Origin of the sequence: Stenotrophomonas sp. 22692 (assembly GCF_052045015.1) — a bacterium.
GTDB lineage: Bacteria > Pseudomonadota > Gammaproteobacteria > Xanthomonadales > Xanthomonadaceae > Stenotrophomonas > Stenotrophomonas geniculata.
In genome coordinates, this window is sequence record NZ_JBQEMR010000002.1 from 440189 (window position 1) to 464838 (window position 24650).

Sequence of the window (24650 nt, forward strand, 5' to 3'; positions counted from 1 at the left end):
CGGTTCCGGCCAGGCAGTCACAAACATGTCATCAAACCGTAGTCTACTGGCACCACTCCAGTAACCGAGCCCTACGGTGTCCTCGTGCAGAAACGCATCCTGATCGTCGATGACGAGCCCGCGATCCGTGAAATGGTCGCCTTCGCCCTGCGCAAGGGCGATTACGAACCGGTCCACGCCGGCGACGCCCGTGAGGCCCAGACCGCCATCGCCGACCGCGTTCCCGACCTGATCCTGCTGGACTGGATGCTGCCCGGCACCAGCGGCCTGGACCTGGCCCGCCGCTGGCGCAAGGAAACCCTGACCCGCGAAGTGCCGATCATCATGCTGACCGCCCGCGGCGAAGAGAACGATCGCGTCGGTGGCCTTGAAGCTGGCGTCGACGACTATGTGGTCAAGCCGTTCTCGGCGCGCGAACTGCTGGCCCGCATCCGTGCGGTGATGCGCCGCGCCCGCGAAGATGACGAGGACGGCAGCGTGGCCGTCGGCCCGATCCGCATCGACGGTGCCGCCCATCGCGTGTTCGCCAACGACCAGCCGGTGCCGATCGGCCCCACCGAATACCGCCTGCTGCACTTCTTCATGACCCACCCCGAGCGCGTCTACACCCGCGCCCAGCTGCTGGACCACGTGTGGGGCGGCAGCGTGTACGTGGAGGAGCGCACCATCGACGTGCACATCCGCCGCCTGCGCAAGACGCTGGAACCGTTCAACGCCGAAAACATGGTGCAGACCGTGCGCGGCGCCGGCTACCGCTTCTCCACTGCTACCTGAGTCTCGTCGTGCCGGCGCCACGCACCTGCGGGTGCCGGCGCCGGCAACTCTGCTATAACCCTCGGTTCACCCCAGTGAACCGCCGCACCTCAACGACGAGATCGCAATGCCCCGCCACATCCGCTCTGCCTGGTTGAAGACCCTGGCCACCGTTGCCGCGGTACTGCTGTTCGCCGGACTGGTGGGGTGGTTCACGGGCCATCTGTGGTTGTGCATCGCACTGGGCGCACTGGCCACGCTGGCATGGCATTACTGGCGCCTGCGCAGCGTGCTGCGCCGGCTGACCGCGCGCCAGCGCTGGGACACCGCCGAAGAAGGCACCGGCGTCTGGAACGAGCTGGACCGCCTGCTGTACCGCAACCAGGTGGAAATGCGCGTGCGCAAGCGCCGCCTGCTGGACATGCTGCGCAGCTACCGCGCCGCCGCCGCCGCGCTGCCCGATGCCGTGGTGGTGCTGGATCGCAACAGCCAGCGTGTGCAGTGGTTCAACGAAGCGGCCACCGCCCTGCTCGGCCTGCATCATCCGGGCGACCTCGGCGAGGCCCTGGTCGAACGCCTGCAACCGATGCCGCTGGCGCATTGGCTGGCTGGTGGCCGCAATGCCGAGCCGATCCTGGACGTGCCCTCGCCGGTCGACCCGGCGATCCGCCTGAACCTGCGCCTGATTCCCTATTCCTCCGATTACTGGCTGCTGATCGCCCGCGATGTCAGCAAGCTGCTGCGCCTGGAGCAGGTGCGCCGCGACTTCGTCGCCAACGTTTCACACGAGCTGCGCACGCCGCTCACCGTGGTCCACGGCTACCTGGACATGATGGACCCGGAGGATTTCCCGGGAACCGGTCCGATGCTGGAAGAAATGCGCAAGCAGAGCCAGCGCATGGCCCAGCTGGTGGAAGACCTGCTGACGCTGTCGCGCCTCGAGTCGCAGGAACACAGCGAGGAAGAGACCGTGGCCATGCAGCCGATGCTGGCCACCCTGCGCCGCGAAGCCGAAGCGCACAGCCAGGGCCGCCACCAGATCAGCATCGACGATCTTGCCGGCGTTGACCTGCAGGGCTCGACCAAGGAACTGCACAGCGCCTTCTCCAACCTGGTCACCAACGCGGTGCGCTATACGCCGGCCGGTGGCCGCATCGCCGTGGAATTCCGCCGCGAAGGCGACGGCGCCGTGCTGGCAGTGCGCGATTCCGGCTACGGCATCCCGGCCACCCACCTGCCGCGCCTGACCGAACGTTTCTACCGTGTCTCCAGCAGCCGCTCCCGCGAAAGCGGTGGTACCGGCCTGGGCCTGTCCATCGTCAAGCACATCCTCGGCCTGCACCATGCGCGGCTGGAGATTGAAAGCGAGGTTGGCAAGGGCTCGGTGTTTTCCTGCCATTTCGATGCCGACCACGTGCGCCCGCGCGAGTCCGCCCCCCTGACTTCCATCGAAGAATGACGCCATGAGCAGCCTCGGATCCCTCCCCCTCCCCGTGAGCCCGGACAACGATCCGCTGCGTGACCCGGCGCTCTACATCAACCGCGAACTGTCGCAGCTGGATTTCAATTTCCGCGTGCTGGCCCAGGCGATGGACCCGCAGGTGCCGCTGCTGGAGCGGCTGCGTTTCATGTGCATCTCCTGCACCAACCTGGACGAGTTCTTCGAGATCCGCGCCGCCGCCGTGCGCCACGCGCAGGAATTCGGCCTGCCGCCGGCACCGGACGGGATGAGCCCGCAGGCCATCCTCAATGCCATCCACGACCGCGCCGCGGAACTGGTGGACCAGCAGTACCGCTGCTGGAACGAGACGCTGCGCCCGGCGCTGATGGAGGCCGGCATCGGCGTGCTCGGCCGCCATTCCTGGACCGACCGCCAGAAGCGCTGGCTGCGCGCCTACTTCCGCAACGAGATCATGCCGGTGCTGTCGCCGCTGGGCCTGGACCCGGTGCATCCGTTCCCGAAGATCCTCAACAAGTCGCTGAACATCGTGGTGGTGCTGAAGGGCACCGACGCGTTCGGCCGCGCCGGCCATCTGGCCATCGTACGTGCGCCGCGCTCGCTGCCGCGCATCATCCAGCTGCCGGAGAAGCTCGGCGGATCGCAGAACTTCGTGTTCCTGTCGTCGGTGCTGTCCACCTTCGTCGATGAGCTGTTCCCCGGCATGGAAGTGCAGGGGGCCTACCAGTTCCGCGTTACCCGCAACTCCGAGCTGGTGGTGGACGAGGAGGAAGTGGAGAACCTGGCGCTGGCACTGCGCGACGAACTGGTCGACCGCGGCTACCGGCCGGCGGTGCGCCTGGAAATCGCGCAGGACATGCCACGCGACATCGTGCGCACCCTGCTGCAGAATTTCGGCCTGACCGAGAACGCGGTGTACCGCATCGACGGCCCGGTCAACCTCAACCGCATCATCCAGCTGTACGACCTGATCGCGCAGCCGGACCTGAAGTACCCGCCGATGACCCCGCGCACGCTGCGCGACAGCGACGGCATCTTCGAGACGGCGGCGCGCCAGGACCTGCTGCTGCACCACCCGTTCGATGCCTTCACCGCAGTGCTGGACCTGATCCGGCAGGCGGCGATCGACCCCAACGTACTGGCGATCAAGCAGACCCTGTACCGCACCGGCAAGGATTCGCTGATCGTCGACGCGCTGATCCAGGCCGCGCGCAACGGCAAGGACGTGACCGTGGTGGTTGAACTGCGCGCACGTTTCGACGAAGAGGCCAACCTGGGCCTGGCCGATCGCCTGCAGGAAGCCGGCGTGCAGGTGGTGTACGGCGTGGTCGGCTACAAGACCCACGCAAAGATGCTGCTGATCGTGCGCCGCGAGGGCCGCAAACTGCGCCGCTACGTGCACCTGGGCACCGGCAACTACCACAGCGGCACCGCCCGCGCGTACACCGACATCAGCCTGATCACTGCCGATGCGGACATCGGCAACGACGTGCACCTGCTGTTCCAGCAGCTGTCCGGGCTGGCCTCGAAGATGAAGCTCAAGCGCCTGCTGCAGTCGCCCTTCACCCTGCACACCGGCATCCTCGGCCGCATCGAGCGCGAAACGCGCATCGCCGCCGCCGGCCGCCCGGCGCGGATCATCGCCAAGATGAACGCACTGAACGAACCGCAGGTGGTGCGCGCGCTGTACGCCGCCTCGCAGGCCGGCGTGCAGATCGACCTGATCATCCGCGGCGCCTGCACCCTGCGCCCGGGCGTACCGGGCATCTCGGACAACATCCGCGTGCGCTCGATCGTCGGCCGCTTCCTGGAGCACAGCCGCGTCTACTGGTTCGGCAACGACGGCGCACCGGAGATGTACTGCGCCAGCGCCGACTGGCTGGAACGCAACCTGCTGCGCCGTGTCGAGACGTGCTTCCCGATCCTCGACCCGGAGCTGGCCAAGCGGGTCTACCGCGAAGTCCTGCAGAACTACCTGGACGACAACCTCAACGCCTGGGAGCTGGACGCCGACGGCATCTACCACAAGCGTGCCCCGGCGCACGACGAAGCCCCGCATTCTGCGCAGATGGCATTGATGCAGGGGCTGTAACCCGGTGTGTCGACCAAGGTCGACACCTACCAACAGCAGCGGAATTCTGTCGAAGGCGGGGTGGGTCCGGTGGCAGGGGTGTGAGCCGCATGGATGCGGCGACCAAGCCCCCATGGACGGGTTAACGGCGTCCCCTGCCATCGGACCCACCCCGCCATCCTACAGATAGCCCGCTTTTGCTTTTGCTTTTGCTTTAGCCGTTGCCGTTGATTCGGCGGGTGCAGGGCGCAGCCCTGCCGCACTCCCCTCTTCCAAAATGTGAAGACCGCGCGGTGACGAGCACACCGCCCCTTCGGCTAACATTCGTCCATGCCGCATACCACCACGACTCCGCCCGCATTGCAGGATGGCGACCTGCTGGCCGCCATCGACCTTGGCTCCAATAGTTTCCACATGGTCATCGCGCGCTACACGCTCGGCCAGCTGCGGGTGATCGACCGCCTGCGCGAGACCGTGCGCATGGCCGATGGCCTGGATGGCAAAGGTGGGCTCTCCTCCGCTGCGCGGCAGCGCGCGCTGGAATGCCTGGCCCGCTTCGGCCAGCGCATCCGCAACGTGCCGCCGCACCGGGTACGTGCACTGGCCACCAACACCGTGCGCCAGCTGCGCTCGCCGCAGTCGTTCCTGGTTCCCGCCGAAACCGCGCTCGGGCATGCCATCGAAGTGGTCAGCGGCCGCGAAGAAGCGCGCCTGATCTACCTGGGCGTGGCCCACGCGCAACCGCCCAAGCCCGGCCAGCGCCGGCTGGTGATCGACATCGGCGGCGGCTCCACCGAATTCATCATCGGCATGGGCATGCAGACCCTGGAGCGCGAAAGCCTGCAGGCCGGCTGCATCGCCAGCACCCGGCGCTTCTTCCCCGGCGGCAAGCTGAGCAAGAAGCGCTGGAAGGACGCACTGGCCGAGATCGGCCGCGAGTTCCAGCCCTTCGCCAGCAAGTACCGCGCGCTGGGCTGGCAGGAAGCCTTGGGCTCGTCCGGCACGCACAAGGCGATCAGCGAGATCTGCGCCACGATGAAGCTGAGCAAGGGCGCGATCACCGCCGAGGCCCTGCCCCAGCTGCGCGACGAACTGCTGAAGGCCAAGAAGATCGACGACATCCAGTTGCCGGGCCTGTCCAGCGACCGCCGCCCGATCATCGCCGGCGGCATCCTGGTGCTGGAGGCCGCCTTCCAGGCACTGGGCCTGCAGAAGCTGCTGGTCAGCAAGGCGGCGATGCGCGAAGGCATCCTGTACGACATCGTCGGCCGCGCTGGCGAAAACGACCTGCGCGATGAATCGGTGTCCGCACTCAGCCAGCGCTACGGCATCGATACCGTGCAGGCCGATCGCGTGCAGGACACCGCGCTGTCACTGCTGGAACAGGTGCAGGAACGCTGGCGGCTCGATGCCGACGACGCGCGGATGCTCGGCTGGGCCGCACGCCTGCACGAGCTGGGCCTGATGATCGCGCACAGCGGCTACCACGTGCATGGCAGTTACGTACTGGAACACTCGGATATCGCCGGCTTCTCGCGGCAGGAACAGCAGATGCTGGCCGCGCTGGTGCGCAGCCATCGCCGCAGCGTAACCAAGACCGCCTTCGACGCCCTGCCCGAGCGCCTGTTGCTGACCGCTCGCCGGCTGGCCGCCCTGCTGCGCCTGGCGGTGCTGCTCAATCGTGCCCATGAGGACGATCCACTGCCCGCGCTGGAACTGACCGCCGACGACAACCGCCTGTCGCTGATCGTGCCGCAGGCCTTCATCGATGCCCGGCCGCTGCTGCGCGCCGATCTGATCGGCGAGACCGACGGCATCGCCGGGCTGGGCATCCAGTTCCGGCCGTTCGTGGCCTGAGGCTCACGCTTTCCCACGAGGGGAAGAAGGTCACACACCGTTACGATTCGCGCATGCGCCCCCCGTTGACCTGCTGCGATGCAGCAGATCATGTCGGGGGAGCGCATTCAGGGCTACAGCTAAGCGACTGCTTTTGTTGAGCTTTCGTGAAATCTGACGATGAAGCTTGGTACAAATCGACACGCCCTCTTTACATGGCATTAACCAACGAGACTACTATCGGGTCATCGGTCCGCTTATCGGCGGCCGATTCCTTCGACGCCCCTTTTGGCGTCCCTGCACGACCTGAGAGAGAGAGAGCTCGTCATGACTTCACGCACCCCCCCCCTGGGGCAGGCCATCCGCTACGCCCTGGCAACCACTGCGACGCTGGCCGCGCTGCCTGCGTTCGCCCAGAGTGGCAGCACTGCCGCGCCGACCACCCTGGATCGCATCGAGATCACTGGCTCGCGCATCCGCCAGGTGGACGTGGAGACCGCACAGCCGGTCCTGGCACTGAGCCGGCTGGACATCGAGCGCCAGGGCTTCAGCTCGGTGGCCGACATCCTGCAGAACGTCACCGCGATGGGCAGCCCGGCGATCAGCCGCGCCAACGCACTGAGCTCGGGCGAAAACACCGGCGGCACCTACATCGACATGCGCAACCTGGGCGCGCAGCGCACCCTGGTGCTGGTCAACGGCAAGCGCCTCGGCATCAGCACCTCGGGCCTGCAGGACGTGTCCTCGCTGCCGGTGTCGGCGGTGGAACGCATTGAAGTACTGAAGGATGGCGCTTCGGCCATCTACGGTTCCGATGCGATGGCCGGCGTGATCAACATCATCACCCGTTCCAACGTCAACGGCGTGACCGCCAACGTCTACCACGGCCAGTACAGCGAAGGCGACGGCGCCCGTGACCGCTTCGACGTGGTCGGCGGCTGGAGCAATGACCGCGTGTCGCTGACCCTGGCACTGGAGCACTCCGAAGAAAAGAGCGTCTGGGCCAAGGACCGCTGGTTCAGCAAGTACGGCGTGAGCGACCGCCACCCGAACGATGCCTCCAACTGGACCACGCTGAGCCAGTGGGGCCAGGTCACCGGCCTGAAGGGTGGCCCGGGCTGCACCAACACCAGCCAGGGTTGCGGCTACTCGCTCAACCGCGGCGCTGATCCGACCAACCCGGCCAACTACCACCTGACCGACGCGACCCCGTTCACCGGCGATGTCAGCAACGCCAACGAGCAGATGCACGTCATGTATCCGCTCAAGCGTGACTCGGTGTACTTCGACGGTCGCTTCAAGATCACCGACCAGGTCAACCTGCGCACCGAATTCGGCTACAACAAGCGTTCGGCCGAGCGCCAGATTGCAGGCTACCCCCTGCAGTCCAGCTCGGTGTCCATCTCGGGCGACCCGACCGCTACCGGCTTGATGTCCAAGGACAGCTACTTCAATCCGTTCGGCAACCAGCACGGCTATGCCAAGCCAACCGACGTGGCCTGGAACCGCCGCACCTGGGAAATCCCGCGTGTGAGCACCAGCGAACTGAAGACCTACCGTGCGGTGGTGTCGCTGGATGGCAGCTTCGAGATCGGCCAGCGCTACTTCGACTGGGACGTGGGCTACCAGTACAACCGCAACGAGCTGACCGCTACCGCCACCGGCAACCTGCACAAGAAGCGCGTGCGTGACGCCGTGGGTCCGTCGTTCCTGGATCCGGCCACCGGCAAGGTGATGTGTGGCCGTCCGGGCGCGGTGATCAGCGGCTGCACGCCGTGGAACCCGCTGGTGCCCTACGGCAAGAACGATCCGAACGGACTGACCGGCAATGAAGAACTGATGGCCTGGCTGTTCCCGGCGGAGCACACCACCGGCCGGACCACCACCAAGAACGCGTTCGCCAACCTGTCCGGCAGCATCATGACCCTGCCGGCCGGCGACCTCGGCTTCGCTTTCGGCGTGGAAAGCCGCAAGGAAGATGGCCGCTACACCCCCGATGCCCTGGCCCAGACCGGCGCTACCACCAACCTGGCCGCAGGCCCGACGGGTGGCAGCTACAACGTGAAGGAAGCCTACCTGGAGCTCAGCGTGCCGGTGCTGGCCGACCTGCCCGGTGCGCGTGAGCTGAGCTTCAGTGCCGCCACCCGCTACTCCAAGTACAACACCTTCGGCAACACGCTCAACAGCAAGTTCGGCTTCAAGTGGAAGCCGATCGACCAGCTGCTGGTCCGTGGTACCTGGGCCGAAGGCTTCCGCGCACCGACCATCAACGATCTGTACGGTGGCGGTTCGGAAACCTTCGCGCAGTTCAGCGACCCGTGCGACACCGTGTTCGGCTCGGCCAAGGGCAGTGCTGAAGTCCGCTCGCGCTGCGCACGTGACATCGCCGATGCCGCCAACTTCCGCCAGCTGAAGCAGGGCAACACGCCGGTAACCACGGCACAGGATGCGACCCCGACGCCGTTCGTTTCCGGTTCCAACCCACTGCTGGTTCCGGAAACCTCGACCAGCAAGACGCTGGGCCTGGTGTGGAGCCCGACCTTCGTCAGCAACCTCAACGTGGCGCTGGACTGGTGGAAGATCCGCATCGACAACACCATCGTCGGTGACAGCCCGAACCAGATCCTGAAGGACTGCTATGAGCAGGGCATCGAATCGCGCTGCAGCCGCTTCACCCGCGACCCGTCCAACGGCATCGTCACCGGCCTGAAGTTCGGCAACCGCAATGCTGGCTTCGCCGAGACCGAAGGCTATGACCTGGATGTCAGCTATCGCGTCGACACCAGCTACGGCAAGCTGAGCGCAGGCTGGACCAGCACCTATGTGAGCAAGAACGTCTACCGCTCCACCAATGATGTCCGTGATGCGATCACGCCGATCAACGGCGTGGCCAACACCATCGGCACCGCCACCAGCCTTGCCTTCCGCGTGCGCTCGAACCTGGTGCTGGGCTGGGATGTGGGTGACTTCGGCGTCAGCTGGACGGCACGCTACTACTCCGGTGTGAAGGAGCGCTGCCTCAACGCCTCGCGGTATCCGGACGAATGCTCCGATCCGACCTTCCTGGCTCCGTGGCTGAAGTCGCCCACCGCTTACAACGAGCGCGGCGCGGTGACCTTCCACGACGTGCAGTTCCGCTACAACCTGCCGTGGGATGCCACCGTTTCGGTGGGCGCGAACAATGTGTTCGGCAAGGAAGCTCCGGTGATGTACAGCAAGCCGAACTCGTCGTTCTCCTACTACGGTGGCTACGACATCGGTCGTTTCATGTACATGAAGTACCAGCAGCGCTTCTGATCCATCCACGCTGTTGAAGCTCGACGACCACGGCCCTTCGGGGCCGTGGTTTTTTTCTGCCCCGCGCAGACTGTCGCTTTCCACATTGACCCTGATGCGTTCAATCAGGGGCACGGTCCTCTGCGCTGCGTCCGCCGCAATGCCACAGGTTGGAGCAATCGGTTGATTTGCTTCTGCTTTGTGCAGAAGCGTCACGGCCGTCTGCGGTGCTTTCGTCGCTTGCCCATACGTCTCCGCGCCCGCTTTCACTAGGTTCGAACATCCACCGCCGCGGTGGAATTGACGCAGCCCCGCTTGGCTGTGTTCCGAAGACTTCGAAGACTGAGAGAGAGACCCATGACCATCCGTATTCCCGAACTCGGGTTGGCGATCCGTCGTGCACTGGCGTTGGCGGCCACCACCACACTGGCCGCCCCCGCATTCGCCCAGCACGCACCGGAAGCCACCACGCTGGACCGTATCGAGATCACCGGTTCGCGCATCCGCCAGGTCGACCTGGAAACCGCACAGCCGGTGCTGACCATCAGCCGCGCCGACATCGAGCGGCAGGGCTTCAATTCCGTCGCGGACATCCTGCAGAACCTGACCGCGACCGGCAGCCCCGCGCTCAGCCGCGCCAGCCCACTCAGCAGCGGCGAAGCCTCCGGCGGCAGCTACGTGGACATGCGCGGGCTGGGGGCGCAGCGCACGCTGGTGCTGGTCAACGGCAAGCGCCTGGGCATGACCACTTCGGGTTACCAGGACATTTCCAGCATTCCCGCCGCTGCCGTGGAGCGCATGGAAGTACTGAAGGACGGCGCTTCGGCCATCTACGGTTCCGACGCGATGGCCGGCGTGGTCAACATCATCACCCGGCGCAACGTCCAGGGTGTGACTGCCAACGTCTACCATGGGCAGTTCAGCGAAGGCGACGGTGCCCGCACCCAGTACGATGTGGTTGCCGGCTGGTCGAATGACCGCGCCTCGATCAGCGTCGCCGCCGAGCATGTCGAAGAGAAGGGCGTGTGGGCGAAGGACCGCGGCTTCAGCGCCTACACCTATACCGATCGTCATCCGGACGATGGCTGGACCACGGTCGGCCAGTGGGGGCGCATCGTCGGCTTCAAGGGCCCGGGCTGCAGCAGCGCCCGTGGCTGCAGCTATTCACTCGATCGCGGCAGCCAGCCGGGCGGGCCGGACAGTTTCCACCTCAGTGACAACACACCGTTCACCGGTGACGTCAGCAACAGCAACGAACAGATGCACGTGCAGACGCCGATCAAGCGCGATTCGCTCTTCGTCGACGCACGCATGGACCTGAACGACCAGATCCGCTTCAACACCCAGTTGGCCTACAACCGACGCACCACCACGCGCCAGGTTGCCGGCTATCCGTTCCAGTCCGGTGCAGCCGGCATCACGCCGATGTCCGCCGACAGCTGGTTCAACCCGTTCGGCAGCCACCACGGCTATGAACGCCCAAGCGATGTGCACTGGAACCGCCGCAGCTGGGAGATTCCGCGCGTCAGCATCAGCGAACTGACCACCTGGCAGGGTGTCGCAGCGTTTGAAGGCAGCTTCCAGTTCGTCGGTCGCGAGTTCGATTGGGAAGCCGGCTACCAGTACAACCGCAGCGAGCTGGAGCAGCGAGCCACCGGCAACCTGCACAAGCAGCGCGTCGCCGATTCCACCGGTCCTTCGTTCTACAACCCGGCCACCGGCAAGGTGGAATGCGGCACACCGGACGCGCCGATTGCCGGCTGCAAGCCCTGGAATCCGCTGGTGCCGTATGGCCAGGATGACCCGTACGGCCTGACCGGCAACGGCGAACTGCAGGACTGGCTGTTCCCCGAGGAACTCACCCGTGGCCGAAACACCACCCGCAACCTGTTCGCCAGCCTCAGTGGCGGCCTTGCCACGCTGCCCGCCGGGGAACTGGGCTTCGCCCTGGGCGTGGAGAGCCGCCGCGAGGAGGGTCGCTTCATTCCCGACGCGCTGGCCCAGACCGGTGCCACTACCAACCTGGCGGCGGGCCCCACCGGCGGTGGCTACCGTGTCGACGAGGCCTATCTGGAGCTGAGCGTGCCGTTGCTGCACGACCTGCCCGGTGCACGCCAGCTGACCCTCGACACGGCGACGCGCTACTCCGACTACACCACCTTCGGCGGAACCCTCAACAGCAAGTTCGGCGTCTCCTGGAAGCCGATCGACCAGTTGCTGGTCCGTGGCACCTGGGCCCAGGGCTTCCGTGCGCCGACCATCTCGAATCTGTACGGTGGCGGCTCGCAGACCTTCACCACCGGCTTCCGTGATCCCTGCGATACCGTCCATGGCGCGGCCGCCAGCAGCCCGGAGGTACGTGCACGCTGCGCCGCCGACATCGCCAACGCAGACAGCTACCGCCAGCTAGGCCAGGGCAACGAGCCGATCACCGGCAGCAGCGGGCAGACGCCCCTGCCCTTCACCAACGGCTCCAATCCCGACCTGAAGCCGGAAACCTCGACCAGCCGCACGCTGGGCCTGGTCTGGAGCCCGACGTTTGCTGAAGGACTGAACATCGCGCTGGACTGGTGGAAGGTCCGCATCGACAACACCATCGTTGCCGACCATCCCAATGACATCCTCCGCGACTGCTACGAACTGGGCATCGCCGAGCGCTGCGGCAGCTTCACCCGCGACCCGGAACTGGGCATCGTCAACACGCTCAGCTATGGCAGCCGCAACAGCGGTTTCCGCCAGGCCGAAGGCTATGACCTGGAGATCGGTCACAAGTTCGAAACGTCCTGGGGCACGCTGAGCGCCGACTGGAAGACGACCTATGTGGTGGCTGCGGAAGAACGGACCACCAACGAGGCGGATGCCCCCCCCATTCCCAGCAATGGCATTGCCACCAACGGCGGCATCGGCTTCCGTGTGCGCTCCAACGCATCATTGGGCTGGGAACGTGGCAACCTCGGCCTGGGTTGGGGCCTGCGCTATTTCTCCGCGGTCAAGGAACGTTGCCTGGATGCGGCCACGTACCCGGGTGAGTGTTCGCACCCGGGGCAGCGCGCACCGTGGTTCAGTGGCAGCCGTGACTACAACCGTCGCGGATCGGTCACCTTCCACGACGTGCAGGCACGCTACAACCTGCCATGGGATGCGACCGTCTCGATCGGTGCCAACAATGTATTCGGCCGCCAGGGGCCGATCATGTACAGCCAGCCGAGCGCCAACTTCTCCTACTACGGTGGCTTCGACATCGGTCGTTTCATCTACATGAAATACCAGCAGCGCTTCTGATCCACCGCGCTCCCTGCACCACCGCCACGGCCCTTCGGGGCCGTGGCTCCATGGGAACCGGACCGCCGTCATCCCGTGGTCGCAAAGCGGTCATATCCGCTACATCGCCAGGCCCGAGCATGCCGGAAACCCGGAGGCCCGCCATGCGCTATGCCATCGTCACCGAGACCTACCCGCCGGAAGTGAACGGCGTTGCCCTGACCGTGCAGGGCCTGGAGCAGGGACTGCGCACTTCCGGCCATGACATCGACCTGATCCGGCCACGCCAGACCAGCGAAGCGCTGGACTCGGCGCCAGGCACGCTGCTGGTTCCGGGTGCCGCATTGCCGCGCTACCCCGGCCTGCGCTTCGGCCTGCCTGCACCGATCCGGCTCAACCGCCACTGGCAGCAGCAGCGTCCCGATGCGGTCTACATCGCCACCGAAGGCCCGCTGGGCTGGTCGGCGCTGCGCACCGCGCGCCGCCTTGGCATTCCAGTCGCCAGTGGTTTCCACACCCGCTTCGACGAGTACCTGCCCGACTACGGCGTCGCCTGGCTGCAGGCCGCTGCGATGCGCTGGATGCGCCGGTTCCACAACCAGGCCGACGCAACGCTGGTACCCACCCGCGAACTGCAGCAGTTCCTCGGCGAACAGGGTTTCGAACGTGTACGCCTGCTGGCACGTGCGGTCGACAGCCAGCAGTTCGATCCGGGCCGGCGCGACCCGGGGCTGCGCGAGGAATGGGGCGTGGACGGCAATGGCCTGGTCGCGATCCATGTCGGCCGCATCGCTGCGGAAAAGAACCTTGGCCTGGCGGTGAAAGCCTTCCGGCGCCTGCAGCAGATCCGGCCCAAGGCCCGCTTCGTCTGGGTGGGTGATGGCCCGGCTCGCGAAAAACTGGCACATGAAAACCCGGATTTCATCTTCTGCGGCATCCAGCGCGGCGAGGCCCTGGCGCGGCATTTCGCCAGCGGTGACCTGTTCCTGTTTCCCAGCCGCAGCGAGACCTTCGGCAACGTGACCCTGGAAAGCATGGCCAGCGGCCTGGCCACCGTCGCATTCGACTACGGTGCGGCCCGCGAATACCTGCGTAATGGCGAGAACGGGGCGGCCGTGGAAAACGATGAGCAGTTCATCGAGGCAGCCGTGCAGCTGGCCGCCGATGATGCACGGCGCCGCGAATTCGGCAGCAGCGCCGCGCGTGCGATGAAGCGCCTGCATCCACAGCAGGTGGTTGCCGAGTTCGATGCGCTGCTGTCCGAGCTGGCCCAGTCGCGGAGGAGAGGCCATGCGCACCACGCCGCTTGAGCTGTTGGCCGGCCGCGAGGCGCGGCTCTGCCGCCGGGCCAACCACTACTGCCGGCGTCGCCGCGTGCGTCGCCTGTTCTCGGTCATCAGCCGTCTCGGCGATGGCGTGTTCTGGTACGTGCTGATGGGCGCGCTGGTGCTGCTCGACGGCTTCGACGGACTGCGCGCCTCCGTGCACATGGCCGCCACCGGTCTGGCCGCGCTGCTGCTCTACAAAGGCCTCAAGCGCTGGACCCGGCGTCCCCGCCCGTATGCGGCCGATCTGCGCATCCGTGCCTGGGTGGCACCGCTGGATGAGTTCAGCTTCCCCTCCGGGCACACCCTGCACGCGGTGTCGTTCACCATCGTCGCGTTGCCCTACTACCCGTGGCTGGCACCGCTGCTGGTCCCGTTCACCTTCGGCGTCGCGCTGTCGCGGGTGGTGCTGGGCCTGCACTACCCGTCCGATGTACTGGCCGCCACCGGCATTGCCATCCTGCTGGCATCGGCCAGCCTGGCCTGGTTGCCGCTGCCGGTGTGATGGCCGCCACGCATGGCCCGGCGCTACCGTCATCGTTGATGGCCTAGAATGCAGGCATGACCACGCTGTTCATTTCCGACCTGCACCTGGACCCCAGCCGTCCGGAGATCACCGACCTGTTCCTGCGCTTCCTGCGCGAACAGGCGCCCGGCACCGATGCGCTGTACATCCTCGGCGACCTGTTCGAAGCCTGGATCGGCGACGACACGCCCTCGCCCGCCGCCGATGCAGTGGCCGACGCGCTGAAGGTGCTCTCCGACAGCGGCGTGCCGGTGTATTTCATCCGCGGCAACCGCGACTTCCTGCTCGGCGAAGACTATGCGCGCCGTGCCGGCCTGCGCATCCTGCCCGACCCGTGCGTGATCGAGCTGTACGGTCGCCCGGTGCTGCTGCAGCACGGTGACCTGCTGTGCACGGACGACATCCCCTACCAGCAGTTCCGTGCACAGACGCGCGACCCGGCATTCCAGGCGCAGTTCCTGTCGCAGCCGCTGGCCGCACGCATCGCCTTCGCGCAGAAGGCACGCGACGCCAGCCAGGCCCGCCAGTCGGAAATGAAGCAGGGCGATCGTGCGCAGTTCGAGACCGTGACCGATGTGGCTCCGGCCGAAGTCGACGCCACCTTCGTGCGCCATGGCGTGGACACCATGATCCACGGCCACACCCATCGCCCGGCGGTGCACACGCTGCAGGCCGGTGGCCGCACCTGCAACCGCATCGTGCTGGGCGACTGGTACGAACAGGGATCGGTACTGCGCGTGGATGCCGGCGGCTGGTCGCTGGATACGCTCGCGCGCGAATGATGGATCGCAGGGTGCCAACCAAGGTTGGCATCTACCAGGGCAGGTGCACGCACCCGGGTAGACGCCGACCCCGGTCGGCGACTGGCTTCAGCGGAAGGCCGCGATGGTGGCCTTGGTATTGACCAGCACGCGCTGGTTGTCGGCGGTACTGGCATTGCCCATCGGGATGCCGTTGTAGCTGATGTTCGGGTTGGACCAGTAGTTCAGGCGCGGGCAACCGGCCGAGCAGTCATAGGCCATGATCGTGCGCCAGCGCGAACCGGAGGACGGCTCGTAGCGATAGCCGTGCCCATAGGCATAGGGCGACGTGCTGGGATCACTGGCGATATCGTGCCGCGCACTCTGCAGATGGCCGATCTCATGCGCGAAGGAGTAGTAGCCGGTCGCGCAATCCCAGTACACCGCCGCGAAGGCCGTCGATGCCGTCGAGCCGATGCCCGAGGCCAACCCGCAGTAGCTCGTGTTGTTGATCAGCAGGACGCCGACATCGGCCGCGGTGTTGTTGCGGCTGGTGTGGATGCTGTCCATGTAGCCGTCGCTGGTGTTGCGGAAGCGGGTCAGGTCGGTGGTGAAGTTGCCGGACTCGGTGTAGTTGGTGGTTTCATAGCCGGCCAGCTGCAGGGTGATGCCAACGTTGCTGTTGACGTAACCCTGGTTGGATTCGGCCACCGCCAGCTGCACCAGCGACTGCATGTTGCCGCCATAGGCCGTTACCGCTGCATTGGTCGCCACCACCAGCACGCGGATGGTGGCTGGGGTGCCGGACGAGGCCTGCGCGATGCCGATGCGGTCATTGTTGCCCATCGGGATTTTCGGCAGCTGGTTGTAGTCGGCCGGATGATCGGCCGGCATCCGCGATTCATCCACTTCCACCAGTACATGGCGGTTGCCCAGCGGACGCAGCCGGTAAAGCTTGCCGTCCTTGCGGATCGAGCCGGTGAGGGTGTTGCCCGAACGCACCAGGATCACTGAATTGCCAGGATCATCCTGACCGTTCGAAGTGGCGGCAGTCAGCCGATCGGACGGCGAGCGCAACTGGCCGTACCAGATGCTGCCGCCATCGGGCAGGGCTTCCACCTTGCTGCGCACCGCCTGCACGCGCTGGCCAAGCAGTTCGAACTCCAGTTGCGGCTGCGCGGTGGCAGCAGCGTCGACACGCACTTCCTGTACCGTCGCGGTGGACGGGGTGGCCAGCAGCTTGCCCAGCGCGGGCTCACTGTTTGCCGATGCCCGGCTGATGACCGTCACCGGCTCGAACAACGGTGCCGCATGCGCGGCCGCTGCCACCGACAAACCCAACACCAGGCCACCTGCCGCTTTGCCAATCGATCTGGACAACATTGCGTCGCTCCTTGAATGATGTGAACAGCGTTGATGCAGCACGCCCGGGTTTGCCGGGTCTGGCCATATGGCCTGCGCGGGTCGTGTGAATTCAATAGAAGATGGGAATGAAAATCAGGAACTGTGATCGACCGCATCTGCGTTAAGTAAGGTCAAAAGCGTCACTACACTTCGTCAATACACCGCTTTCGCGCTACCGTGACGCAGTCACGACGGGACATGCACATGGCACCATCGCAGGACACGGATGAAGATGTCGGCATGCTGCGGATTGGCCTGTTCTTCGATGGCACCCGCAACAACGCACACAACCTGGCACGCGGTCGCCCACAGGTTCCGCAGCCACGTCCGGCGCAGCTGCGCGCGGATGATGATTCGACCTACCAGAGCCGGCTGACCAGCAGCTACGACAACGGCCTGACCAACATCGCGCGCCTGCAGCAGCTGTATCCGGACAGCCGCCGCAATGCGATGGGCGCACCTTCGTTGTCGATCTATGTGGAGGGCGTGGGCACCCGCGATGATGCCGATGATGATCTGATCGGACTGGCCTTCGGTATCGGTGCCAGTGGCGTTCGTGCGAAAGTGCAGCGCGCGCTGCAGGTGCTGCTGCCGGCGGCACTGGCCGAGCTGTCCGCGCGCTGGCAGCGACCGTTGCGTGGCGTGCAGCTGGATCTGTTCGGCTATTCGCGCGGCGCTGCCGCGGCACGTGATATCGCCAACCAGCTGCAGGGCTGGGACAGCGCGCGCTGGCGCCAGCTGCTGCAGGGCGCCGGCCTGTCCTGCACTGCGGACTTCGCCCCCGCCACACCGGTGCTGCGCTTCATCGGACTGTTCGACACCGTGGTCGCAGTCAATGGCGGCCGCGCCGATGAGCAGCCGCAGCTGGCCCTGCACAGCGGCATCGCCGGTCGCGTCGTGCAGCTCACTGCACGCGATGAACATCGCCAGCACTATCCGCTGACCAGCGTGGCGCCGCCATTCGCCGAGATCGTCCTGCCCGGTGTGCATGCCAACATCGGTGGTGGCTACAACCAGCTGGAGGAAGGCCCCAAGCTGCTCAGCCGACCGCGCCGGCAACAGTTGCGCCGCCCAGCGGTTGCCGACTACCAGGTCCCGCCATTGGCGTTGCTGCAGGCCACCACGGCCTACGCTGAAACACAGGCCGATGCCGAACGCTGGCGGCAGCAGCTGGGCGTTGGGGAAAAAGAGATCTGGGTGGATGTCTGGCACCAGTGGCAGCAGCAGCGTCGCGCCGGCAGCCGCAGCGTGCTGCTGTCACCGGTGCTGTATGTGACTGCCGCGGTGGTGCTGCGTCGGCGCATCGACTGGCGTTATCAACTGATCGCACTGCAGGTGATGCAGCAGCAGGCCATCGATGCCGGCGTGCAATGGACCGCCAATGCGGCCGGAGTTCCCGGCTGGGAGCTGCCATCCGCCCTGCAGCCGATCGCACGCCGCCTGCTGGCCGGACAGCCGCTGACGCAGACACAGGAGGCGCTGCTGCGGCGGCGTTACCTGATGCAGTCGGCACACTGGAATTTCGACGCCCTGGGCGACACCGCACTGACCTACGCCGCCGATGCCGGCGTCAGCGAACTACCGTACCGGCCGGGCCCAGGCCTGTTCTACATCAACCGGCCGACCGTGGACGGCAAGCGCGTGGTGTTGCCGAATGCATAAGAAAAAGGAGACGGAGGGGATCAAGTCGTTTGTGGCATTAACGACTTGATCCCCTCCGTCCCCTTCTTCTCAACCGGCCTGCTCGACCAGGTTGGCGAGCTCATCCGCATCAAAACCAGCCAGCAGGCGCGCTTCGATGTTGAACGGCCCGTGCAGGTAGCCGCCGGCGTACTCCACCAGCAGTTCCTTGAAACGTGCGCGCGGTTCGACATCGGCGCGGTCGCAGTACCAGCGGTACCAGCGCGAACCGGCGGCAACATGCGCCACTTCCTCGCGCAGGATCACTTCCAGTACGTCGGCGGTCTCGCCATCGCCGACATTGCGCAGCTTCTCGATCATCCCCGGGGTGACGTCCAGGCCGCGCGCTTCCAGCACGCGCGGCACCAGCGCCATGCGTGCCAGGCCGTCATGCGCGGTCTTTTCGCACATTTCCCACAGGCCGTTGTGCGCGGGGAAATCGGCATAGTCGTGGCCATGCACCTGCAGGCGTTCGCGCAGCAACATGAAGTGCCGCGATTCGTCGTCGGCACAGCTGACCCAGTCGGCATGGAACGCCGGCGGCAGGCCGCGGAAGCGGTACACCGCATCCCAGGCCAGGTCGATCGCGTTGAGTTCGATATGGGCGATGGCGTGGATGAAGGCGGCCCGCCCTTCCACGCCGCCCAGTCCGCGCCGCGGTACCTCGCGCGGATGCACCAGCACCAGTTGCGCGGGCCGGCCAGGCATGCGGATCGGTTCCGGCGGCGGCGCATCGGCGGCCACTCTCAGGCGACCGGCACGGAACGCGGCGGCGTACGCCTGAGTCAGCGCGACCTTGCGCAGCGGGTCGGCTTCGGCCAGGCACTGCTGCGCCGCACGCAGCAGGTCACCACCAACGTCGGGCACGTCAACCACGCCTAGACCTCAGGCGCGGCGCCTGTGCTTGGCATCGTCCGAACGCAGCTGCTGGATGCGCTCGAAGTAGCCCGGCTCGATACCGGTCGGGTAGTGGCCGTTGAAGCAGGACGAATCGAAGTTGCGCAGCGCCGGATTACCCTCGCTTACCGCCGCTTCCATGTCTTCCAGATCCTGGTAGATCAGCCAGTCGCAGCCCAGGTGCGCTTCGATCTCTTCCACGCTGCGGTTGTGCGCGACCAGCTCTTCGGCGGCCGGCATGTCGATGCCGTAGATGTTCGGGTAGCGCACCGGCGGCGCAGCACTGGCCAGGTAGACCTTGCGTGCGCCTGCATCACGGGCCATCTGCACGATCTGCTGGCTGGTGGTGCCACGCACGATCGAGTCGTCCACCAGCAGCACTACGCGGTTGCGGAATTCCAGGTGGATCGGATTGAGCTTGCGGCGCACCGACTTCACGCGCTCGCCCTGCCCCGGCATGATGAAGGTGCGGCCGATGTAGCGGTTCTTGATGAAGCCTTCGCGGTACTTCACCCCGAGTACGTTGGAGATCTCCAGCGCGGCGTCGCGCGAGGTGTCCGGGATCGGGATGATGGTGTCGATGTCGTGGTCCGGGCGCAGGCGCAGGATCTTCTCGCCCAGCTTGATGCCCATGCGCATGCGCGCCTTGTGCACCGACACGTTGTCGATCATCGAATCCGGGCGTGCGAAGTACACGTACTCGAAGATGCACGGGGTGTGCTCGGCCGGCTCGGCGCAGATCTCCGAGAACAGCTCGCCACGCGCGGTGATCACCAGCGCTTCACCCGGCTGCACGTCACGCACGCGCTGGAAGCCCAGCACGTCCAGCGCGGCCGATTCGGACGCCACGATGTACTCATCACCCTCGGCGTGGCTTCGCTTGCCCAGCACCAGCGGGCGGATACCATGCGGGTCACGGAAGGCGACCAGGCCCAGGCCCAGCACCACGCTGACCACCGCATAGCCGCCCTTGCAGCGGCGGTGCACGCCAGCCACGGCACGGATGGCCGCTTCCGGGCTGAGCTGGCGCTGCTGCTCCAGTTCGTAGGCGAACACGTTCAACAGCACTTCGCTGTCCGAATCGGTGTTGACGTTGCGCCGGTCCTGTTCGAACACCTGCTGGCGCAGCGCCTCGGTGTTGATCAGGTTGCCGTTGTGGGCCAGCGCGATGCCGTACGGCGAGTTGACGTAGAACGGCTGTGCCTCGTCCATGCCTTCCGAACCGGCGGTCGGGTAGCGCACATGAGCGATGCCGACGCTGCCTTCCAGGGTGGACATGGTGCGGGCATCGAACACGTCGCGGACCAGGCCGGTGGCCTTCTGCACCCGCAGGCGGCTGCCATTGACGGTGGCGATGCCTGCTGCGTCCTGGCCGCGATGCTGGAGGACGGTCAAGCCGTCATACAACTGCCCGGCGACGTTCTGGTTGCCGACGATTCCGACGATGCCACACATGGTGCGAGGTCTCCGCTGGGCTTTGCCCAGTTACAAGGAAGGTGGCCGTACCTGGCCGCGGTGGTCGCCGCGCGCGCGGTCGACATTGGCCGGATCGCCCGGCTCGATACTGTCCGGCAGTGCTGGGGCGTCCGGACGCACTTCGGCCGGATCGTAGGAATCGCCCTGTTCCGCTTTCGCAGGCCGCAGCCATCCGCTGCCTGCCACTACCTGGTTGAGGATGCCATTATCGCCTGCCGCGCCCGGCTTTCCCAACCCGGCGCCTGCGTTCTTCCCCAACTCCATCAATGCAGATGGGGACAGGGCGTCGGTGGGCAAGCCCTTGGGCAGCAGATCGGCGCCGGGAACCTCCCAGTGCGGCAGCTTGCTGTTCATCCAGGCAACGGTGGGGTTCAGCAGTGGGCGCACCGCCGAACGCTGCCAGGAAGGCTCGGCGGTCAGCGGGGTGAAACTGCCCAGCAGCAGCAGGATCGCGGCGATCAGGCCGCCCCGCACCGCGCCCAGCACCCCGCCCAGCAGGCGGTCCAGGCTGGTCAGCATGCTGCGGTGGACCAGGGCCTTGATGACCATGCCGATCACCGCGACCACGATCATCACGCCGATGCCGACCCCCAGGTAGCCACCGACGAAGTGTTCGCCACCGGGGGCCGCCGGGGCGGCCCACCAATGGGCGGCATCATTGCCGAAGGCGAAGGCCGCCCACGCCGCCAGCAGCCACGACAGGGTGCCGATGACGATTCCCACAAAGCCGCGCAGCATCCCCAGCAGGGTGGAGGCGGCGATCACGATCAGCAGCACAACGTCGATCATGGCGCCCCGCTCCTTCGGCGGCGCTGGCAACGGGGCTGCGCGTGGGTCATGGGTGCGGTCGCACCATGCCGGCCACGCCGACCTTGGCGGCGACCTGCGCCTTCAGCTGCTCGGCATCGGCGCGGTTGGCCACCGGCCCGACGCGGACGCGATGCAGGGTGCCCTTGTCCGTGCGCACCTGTTCAACGAACGCGCTGAAACCGGCGGCGCGGACCTTGTCGCGCAGGGCATTGGCATCGTTGGCCTGACCGAACGCGCCCAGCTGCACGGCAAAGCCGACGCCGCTGGCAGCCGGTGCCGCCGGCGTGGTCGGCGCCGTCGCCGGCTTGCTGGCGGTGGCCTCCGGCTTCGGCTCGGGCTTCGGCGCCGGCTTCGGCGGTTCCGGCCTGGCGGCCGGGGTGGTCGTTGCGGTCGGCGTACTCGGCGGAAGGCTTTCGCTGCGGACCGGGTTGCTGCTGGCCGACGGCGCAGTGGCTGCGGACGGAGTGCTGGCGCTCGGCGTAGCCGATGCCGGAGTGGCCGCGACCGGGGCACTGCTGCCGGCCGCCGCGTCCAGAGTGATCACTTCGGCCTTCACATCCGCGCGGATCTTCACCGCCTGCAGGCGGGCCGCCTCGGCCTGGGCGCGGTCGGCATACGGCCCGACCCGCACACGCCATGCCTGACGGCCGCCAATGGTGGCGGTTTCAGTGAAGCCCGGCAGCTGCGAGCGCTTCAGGTAGGCGATCACGGCATCGGCATCGGCCTTGCTGCCGTAGGCACCGAAGGTGACCGCATAGTTGCCGGCGGCAACCGTCGGCGACGTGTCCACGGTCGGCGGCGTGGCCGGCGTGGCGGCATCCTGCAGCGGCTTGGCCTGTCCGGTCTGCAGGCCGGTGGCGCCACCGGCCGGGGCGACCAGGGGCAGCTCACGGGTTTCGAACTGGCCATCGGCCGGTGCATCCGGCGCGGCGATCGGCACATTGGCCACACCGCTGTCCGGTGCCGGTCCCTTGACCAGCATCGGCAGGAAAATCACGGCCAGCGCCACCAGCACGATGGCACCAATCAGACGCTGTTTCAGAGGCGTATCCACGTGAGGCAGGCAACTGTCCGGAGGTTGCCGTCGATTATACGGGTGCCGGACCGGACGGCGTCGGCGTTGGCTGAACGCGGATCAGGCATCGCCCTGCAGCATCTGCAGGGCAGCCGCGGCGGTATGGAAGGAGCCGAACACCAGCACGCGGTCGCCGCGCTCGGCCTGGGCCAGCACCTGCGCCAGTGCCTGTTCGACGCTGTCGGCCAGCGGCGCCTTGGCCGCAGCCGTGCCAGCCAGGCGCGCCTGCAGCTGGGTGGCGCTCTGCCCACGCGGGCCATCCAGCCCGGCCAGAGTCCACTCGCCCACCACATCCTGCAGCGCCTGCACCACGCCCACCGCGTCCTTGTCCTGCAGCGCGGCGTACACCGCCAGGGTGCGCCCGGCCGAGACCTCGGCCTTCAGCGCACGCGCCAGCTGGCCCGCTGCCTGTGGGTTGTGGCCCACGTCCACACGGATCTGCACGCCATCCCGCTCGAATGCCTGCATGCGGCCGGAAATACGCGCCGCCGCGATACCGGCGGCCCACGCCGCACGCGGCACCGGCTTGTCCAGCGCGCGCAGGGCGGCGATGGCGGCACCCGCATTGGCCAGCTGGATCGGGCCGGCCAGCGCCGGGGTCGGCAGCTCCATGCGCAGGCCGACATCACGCCAGCGCCAGCGCTGTGCATCGATCGGTTCGTAGAAATAATCGCTGCCGCCGCGGATCGCGTTGGCACCCACCAGATAGGCACGTGCGAGCACGCTGGACGGCGGATCGGTCTCGCCCAGAATCACGGGCTTCCAGCCACGGATGATGCCGGCCTTCTCGGTGCCGATCGCTTCGCGGTCCTCGCCCAGCCACTCGGCATGGTCGATGTCCACGGTGGTGATCACCGCCACGTCGGCATCGACGATGTTGACCGCATCAAGGCGGCCACCCAGACCCACTTCCAGTACCGCCAGATCCAGCCCGGCGTCGGTGAACAACTGCAGCGCGGCCAGCGTGCCGTACTCGAAATAGGTCAGCGTGGTCTCGCCCCGCGCGGCCTCGATGGCGTTGAACGCAGCGACCAGCGCTGCATCGTCCACATCCTGCCCGTCGATGCGCACACGCTCGTTGTAGCGCAGCAGATGCGGTGACGTGTAGGCGCCGACCTTCCAACCAGCAGCACGGCCGATGGCCTCGATGAAGGCCACCGTGGAGCCCTTGCCGTTGGTGCCACCGACCACGATGGTGCGCCCGGCCGGCGCGCCAAGACCCATCGCCGTGGCCACGGTGCGCACGCGCTCCAGGCCCATGTCGATGGTCGCCGGGTGCTGGCGTTCAATGTAATCCAGCCAATCGGCCAGGGTGGTCGGGGTGTTCGTCACGGCAGTGCTTCCAGCAGGTACAGGTGGTTCGGTGTGGCGGGTCAGAGTGCGCGGTGCTTGGCTTCGCCGAAGAACGGCGTGTGGTGGGCGCAGTCGTTCAGGCGCACCACTTCCAGGCTGTCCAGGTCGGCGCCCTCGAGCAGGTTGAGCGTGGTCGGTGCCTGGCGGAAGGTCCACAGGCGGGAGATCGGCAGGCCCAGCACCTTGCACAGAATCACGCGGTTGACCGCGTCATGCGCGACCACCAGCAGGGTGTCGTGCTCGCCGAGGCCTTCGGTGGCACGGGCCAGGCCACGCCAGCTGCGTTCCAGCACCAGGCGCAGCGATTCGCCGCCGGGCATCAGCACGGTATCCGGTTCCTCGCGCCAGGCCTGCAGGCGCGACGGATCCTTTTCGTTGATTTCGCTGGCCAGCAGGCCTTCCCATTCGCCGTGGGCGATTTCCTGCAGCTCCGGCTCGGTCAGCAGCATGTCGGCGCGGGCGGCGCCAAGCGCCAGCTGCGCGGTGCGCTGCGCGCGCGACAGCGGCGAGGCAACGGCACGGGTGATGTCCACCGAGGCCAAGCGGGCGCCAAGCGCCTGGGCCTGGGCTTCGCCGATCGGCGAAAGCGGAATATCGATCTGGCCCTGGTAGCGGCCTTCGGCGTTCCACGGCGTTTCGCCGTGGCGGGCAAGCAGGATGCGCATGCGTGCAAGGGGTCCTGGGGGAAAGAGGTTTCCGCGTTTCGTT

17 protein-coding genes are annotated in these 24650 nt (G+C 66.7%); 10 read left to right on the forward strand and 7 right to left on the reverse strand.

Features of this window, described 5'->3' with window-relative positions:
- The first annotated feature begins 84 nt into the window (after positions 1-84).
- From phoB to lpxH, 9 genes are all read left to right on the forward strand, one after another.
- Positions 85-774, forward strand: coding sequence for a phosphate regulon transcriptional regulator PhoB (gene phoB / locus ACTJJM_RS04420; RefSeq protein ID WP_005408258.1), 690 nt, complete (start codon positions 85-87; stop codon positions 772-774).
- Between the two features lie 106 nt (positions 775-880).
- Complete coding sequence (gene phoR, locus ACTJJM_RS04425; protein WP_005415460.1) at positions 881-2212, forward strand: phosphate regulon sensor histidine kinase PhoR; 1332 nt, start codon at positions 881-883, stop codon at positions 2210-2212.
- A gap of 4 nt (positions 2213-2216) precedes the next feature.
- Positions 2217-4304, forward strand: a complete 2088-nt coding sequence (gene ppk1 / locus ACTJJM_RS04430) for a polyphosphate kinase 1 (protein ID WP_019337026.1) — start codon at positions 2217-2219, stop codon at positions 4302-4304.
- A gap of 309 nt (positions 4305-4613) precedes the next feature.
- Positions 4614-6140 carry an exopolyphosphatase gene (gene ppx / locus ACTJJM_RS04435; RefSeq protein ID WP_010483920.1) on the forward strand — a complete coding sequence of 509 codons (1527 nt, stop codon included), beginning with the start codon at positions 4614-4616 and terminating at the stop codon, positions 6138-6140.
- Positions 6141-6446: 306 nt separating this feature from the next.
- The gene (locus tag ACTJJM_RS04440) at positions 6447-9416 is read left to right on the forward strand and encodes a TonB-dependent receptor domain-containing protein (RefSeq protein WP_440865174.1); all 2970 of its coding nucleotides are present in this window, start codon (positions 6447-6449) and stop codon (positions 9414-9416) included.
- A 336-nt stretch (positions 9417-9752) separates the two neighbouring features.
- Complete coding sequence (locus ACTJJM_RS04445) at positions 9753-12677, forward strand: TonB-dependent receptor domain-containing protein (RefSeq protein WP_010483924.1); 2925 nt, start codon at positions 9753-9755, stop codon at positions 12675-12677.
- A 143-nt stretch (positions 12678-12820) separates the two neighbouring features.
- Entirely contained in the window at positions 12821-13966 is a 1146-nt protein-coding gene (locus ACTJJM_RS04450) for a glycosyltransferase family 4 protein (RefSeq protein ID WP_440865175.1), read from the forward strand.
- The gene (locus ACTJJM_RS04455) at positions 13947-14486 is read left to right on the forward strand and encodes a phosphatase PAP2 family protein (protein ID WP_100447800.1); all 540 of its coding nucleotides are present in this window, start codon (positions 13947-13949) and stop codon (positions 14484-14486) included. Before ACTJJM_RS04450 ends, ACTJJM_RS04455 begins: the two co-directional genes overlap by 20 nt.
- Before the next feature lie 56 nt (positions 14487-14542).
- Positions 14543-15289 carry a UDP-2,3-diacylglucosamine diphosphatase gene (gene lpxH / locus ACTJJM_RS04460; RefSeq protein ID WP_100447798.1) on the forward strand — a complete coding sequence of 249 codons (747 nt, stop codon included), beginning with the start codon at positions 14543-14545 and terminating at the stop codon, positions 15287-15289.
- Between the two features lie 87 nt (positions 15290-15376).
- On the opposite strand, the gene ACTJJM_RS04465 is transcribed toward lpxH, so the two are convergent.
- Positions 15377-16630 (reverse strand): zinc-dependent metalloprotease, encoded by a 1254-nt coding sequence (locus ACTJJM_RS04465; RefSeq protein ID WP_010483932.1) that lies wholly within the window; start codon positions 16628-16630, stop codon positions 15377-15379.
- A gap of 225 nt (positions 16631-16855) precedes the next feature.
- Between ACTJJM_RS04465 and ACTJJM_RS04470 the strand changes: the two genes are divergently transcribed.
- Positions 16856-18313 (forward strand): DUF2235 domain-containing protein, encoded by a 1458-nt coding sequence (locus ACTJJM_RS04470; protein ID WP_317216480.1) that lies wholly within the window; start codon positions 16856-16858, stop codon positions 18311-18313.
- Between the two features lie 69 nt (positions 18314-18382).
- Here ACTJJM_RS04470 and ACTJJM_RS04475 read toward each other — a convergent pair whose 3' ends face one another.
- The 6 genes from ACTJJM_RS04475 to ACTJJM_RS04500 form a co-directional block, all read right to left on the reverse strand.
- The gene (locus ACTJJM_RS04475; protein ID WP_049412624.1) at positions 18383-19207 is read right to left on the reverse strand and encodes a ferritin-like domain-containing protein; all 825 of its coding nucleotides are present in this window, start codon (positions 19205-19207) and stop codon (positions 18383-18385) included.
- 9 nt (positions 19208-19216) lie between these two features.
- Entirely contained in the window at positions 19217-20683 is a 1467-nt protein-coding gene (purF, locus tag ACTJJM_RS04480; RefSeq protein ID WP_053442565.1) for an amidophosphoribosyltransferase, read from the reverse strand.
- 30 nt (positions 20684-20713) lie between these two features.
- A complete protein-coding gene (locus ACTJJM_RS04485; protein WP_019336370.1) occupies positions 20714-21493 on the reverse strand; it encodes a CvpA family protein in 780 nt (259 codons plus the stop codon).
- A gap of 46 nt (positions 21494-21539) precedes the next feature.
- Positions 21540-22568: an SPOR domain-containing protein gene (locus ACTJJM_RS04490; protein WP_010483942.1), complete on the reverse strand. Its 1029-nt coding sequence runs from the start codon at positions 22566-22568 to the stop codon at positions 21540-21542.
- Positions 22569-22649: 81 nt separating this feature from the next.
- Positions 22650-23921: a bifunctional tetrahydrofolate synthase/dihydrofolate synthase gene (gene folC / locus ACTJJM_RS04495; RefSeq protein WP_049454882.1), complete on the reverse strand. Its 1272-nt coding sequence runs from the start codon at positions 23919-23921 to the stop codon at positions 22650-22652.
- Positions 23922-23962: 41 nt separating this feature from the next.
- Positions 23963-24607, reverse strand: a complete 645-nt coding sequence (locus tag ACTJJM_RS04500) for a histidine phosphatase family protein (protein ID WP_010483945.1) — start codon at positions 24605-24607, stop codon at positions 23963-23965.
- Between the last annotated feature and the right edge of the window lie 43 nt (positions 24608-24650).

What these genes read in the sequence shown, in the direction of transcription:
- phoR (WP_005415460.1), top strand. Translation starts at nt 881, where the DNA reads ATGCCCCGCCACATCCGCTCTGCCTGGTTGAAGACCCTGGCCACCGTT.
- ppk1 (WP_019337026.1), top strand. Translation starts at nt 2,217, where the DNA reads ATGAGCAGCCTCGGATCCCTCCCCCTCCCCGTGAGCCCGGACAACGAT.
- ppx (WP_010483920.1), top strand. Translation starts at nt 4,614, where the DNA reads ATGCCGCATACCACCACGACTCCGCCCGCATTGCAGGATGGCGACCTG.
- ACTJJM_RS04440 (WP_440865174.1), top strand. Translation starts at nt 6,447, where the DNA reads ATGACTTCACGCACCCCCCCCCTGGGGCAGGCCATCCGCTACGCCCTG.
- ACTJJM_RS04445 (WP_010483924.1), top strand. Translation starts at nt 9,753, where the DNA reads ATGACCATCCGTATTCCCGAACTCGGGTTGGCGATCCGTCGTGCACTG.
- ACTJJM_RS04450 (WP_440865175.1), top strand. Translation starts at nt 12,821, where the DNA reads ATGCGCTATGCCATCGTCACCGAGACCTACCCGCCGGAAGTGAACGGC.
- ACTJJM_RS04455 (WP_100447800.1), top strand. Translation starts at nt 13,947, where the DNA reads ATGCGCACCACGCCGCTTGAGCTGTTGGCCGGCCGCGAGGCGCGGCTC.
- lpxH (WP_100447798.1), top strand. Translation starts at nt 14,543, where the DNA reads ATGACCACGCTGTTCATTTCCGACCTGCACCTGGACCCCAGCCGTCCG.
- ACTJJM_RS04465 (WP_010483932.1), bottom strand. Translation starts at nt 16,630, where the DNA reads ATGTTGTCCAGATCGATTGGCAAAGCGGCAGGTGGCCTGGTGTTGGGT.
- ACTJJM_RS04470 (WP_317216480.1), top strand. Translation starts at nt 16,856, where the DNA reads ATGGCACCATCGCAGGACACGGATGAAGATGTCGGCATGCTGCGGATT.
- purF (WP_053442565.1), bottom strand. Translation starts at nt 20,683, where the DNA reads ATGTGTGGCATCGTCGGAATCGTCGGCAACCAGAACGTCGCCGGGCAG.
- ACTJJM_RS04485 (WP_019336370.1), bottom strand. Translation starts at nt 21,493, where the DNA reads ATGATCGACGTTGTGCTGCTGATCGTGATCGCCGCCTCCACCCTGCTG.
- ACTJJM_RS04500 (WP_010483945.1), bottom strand. Translation starts at nt 24,607, where the DNA reads ATGCGCATCCTGCTTGCCCGCCACGGCGAAACGCCGTGGAACGCCGAA.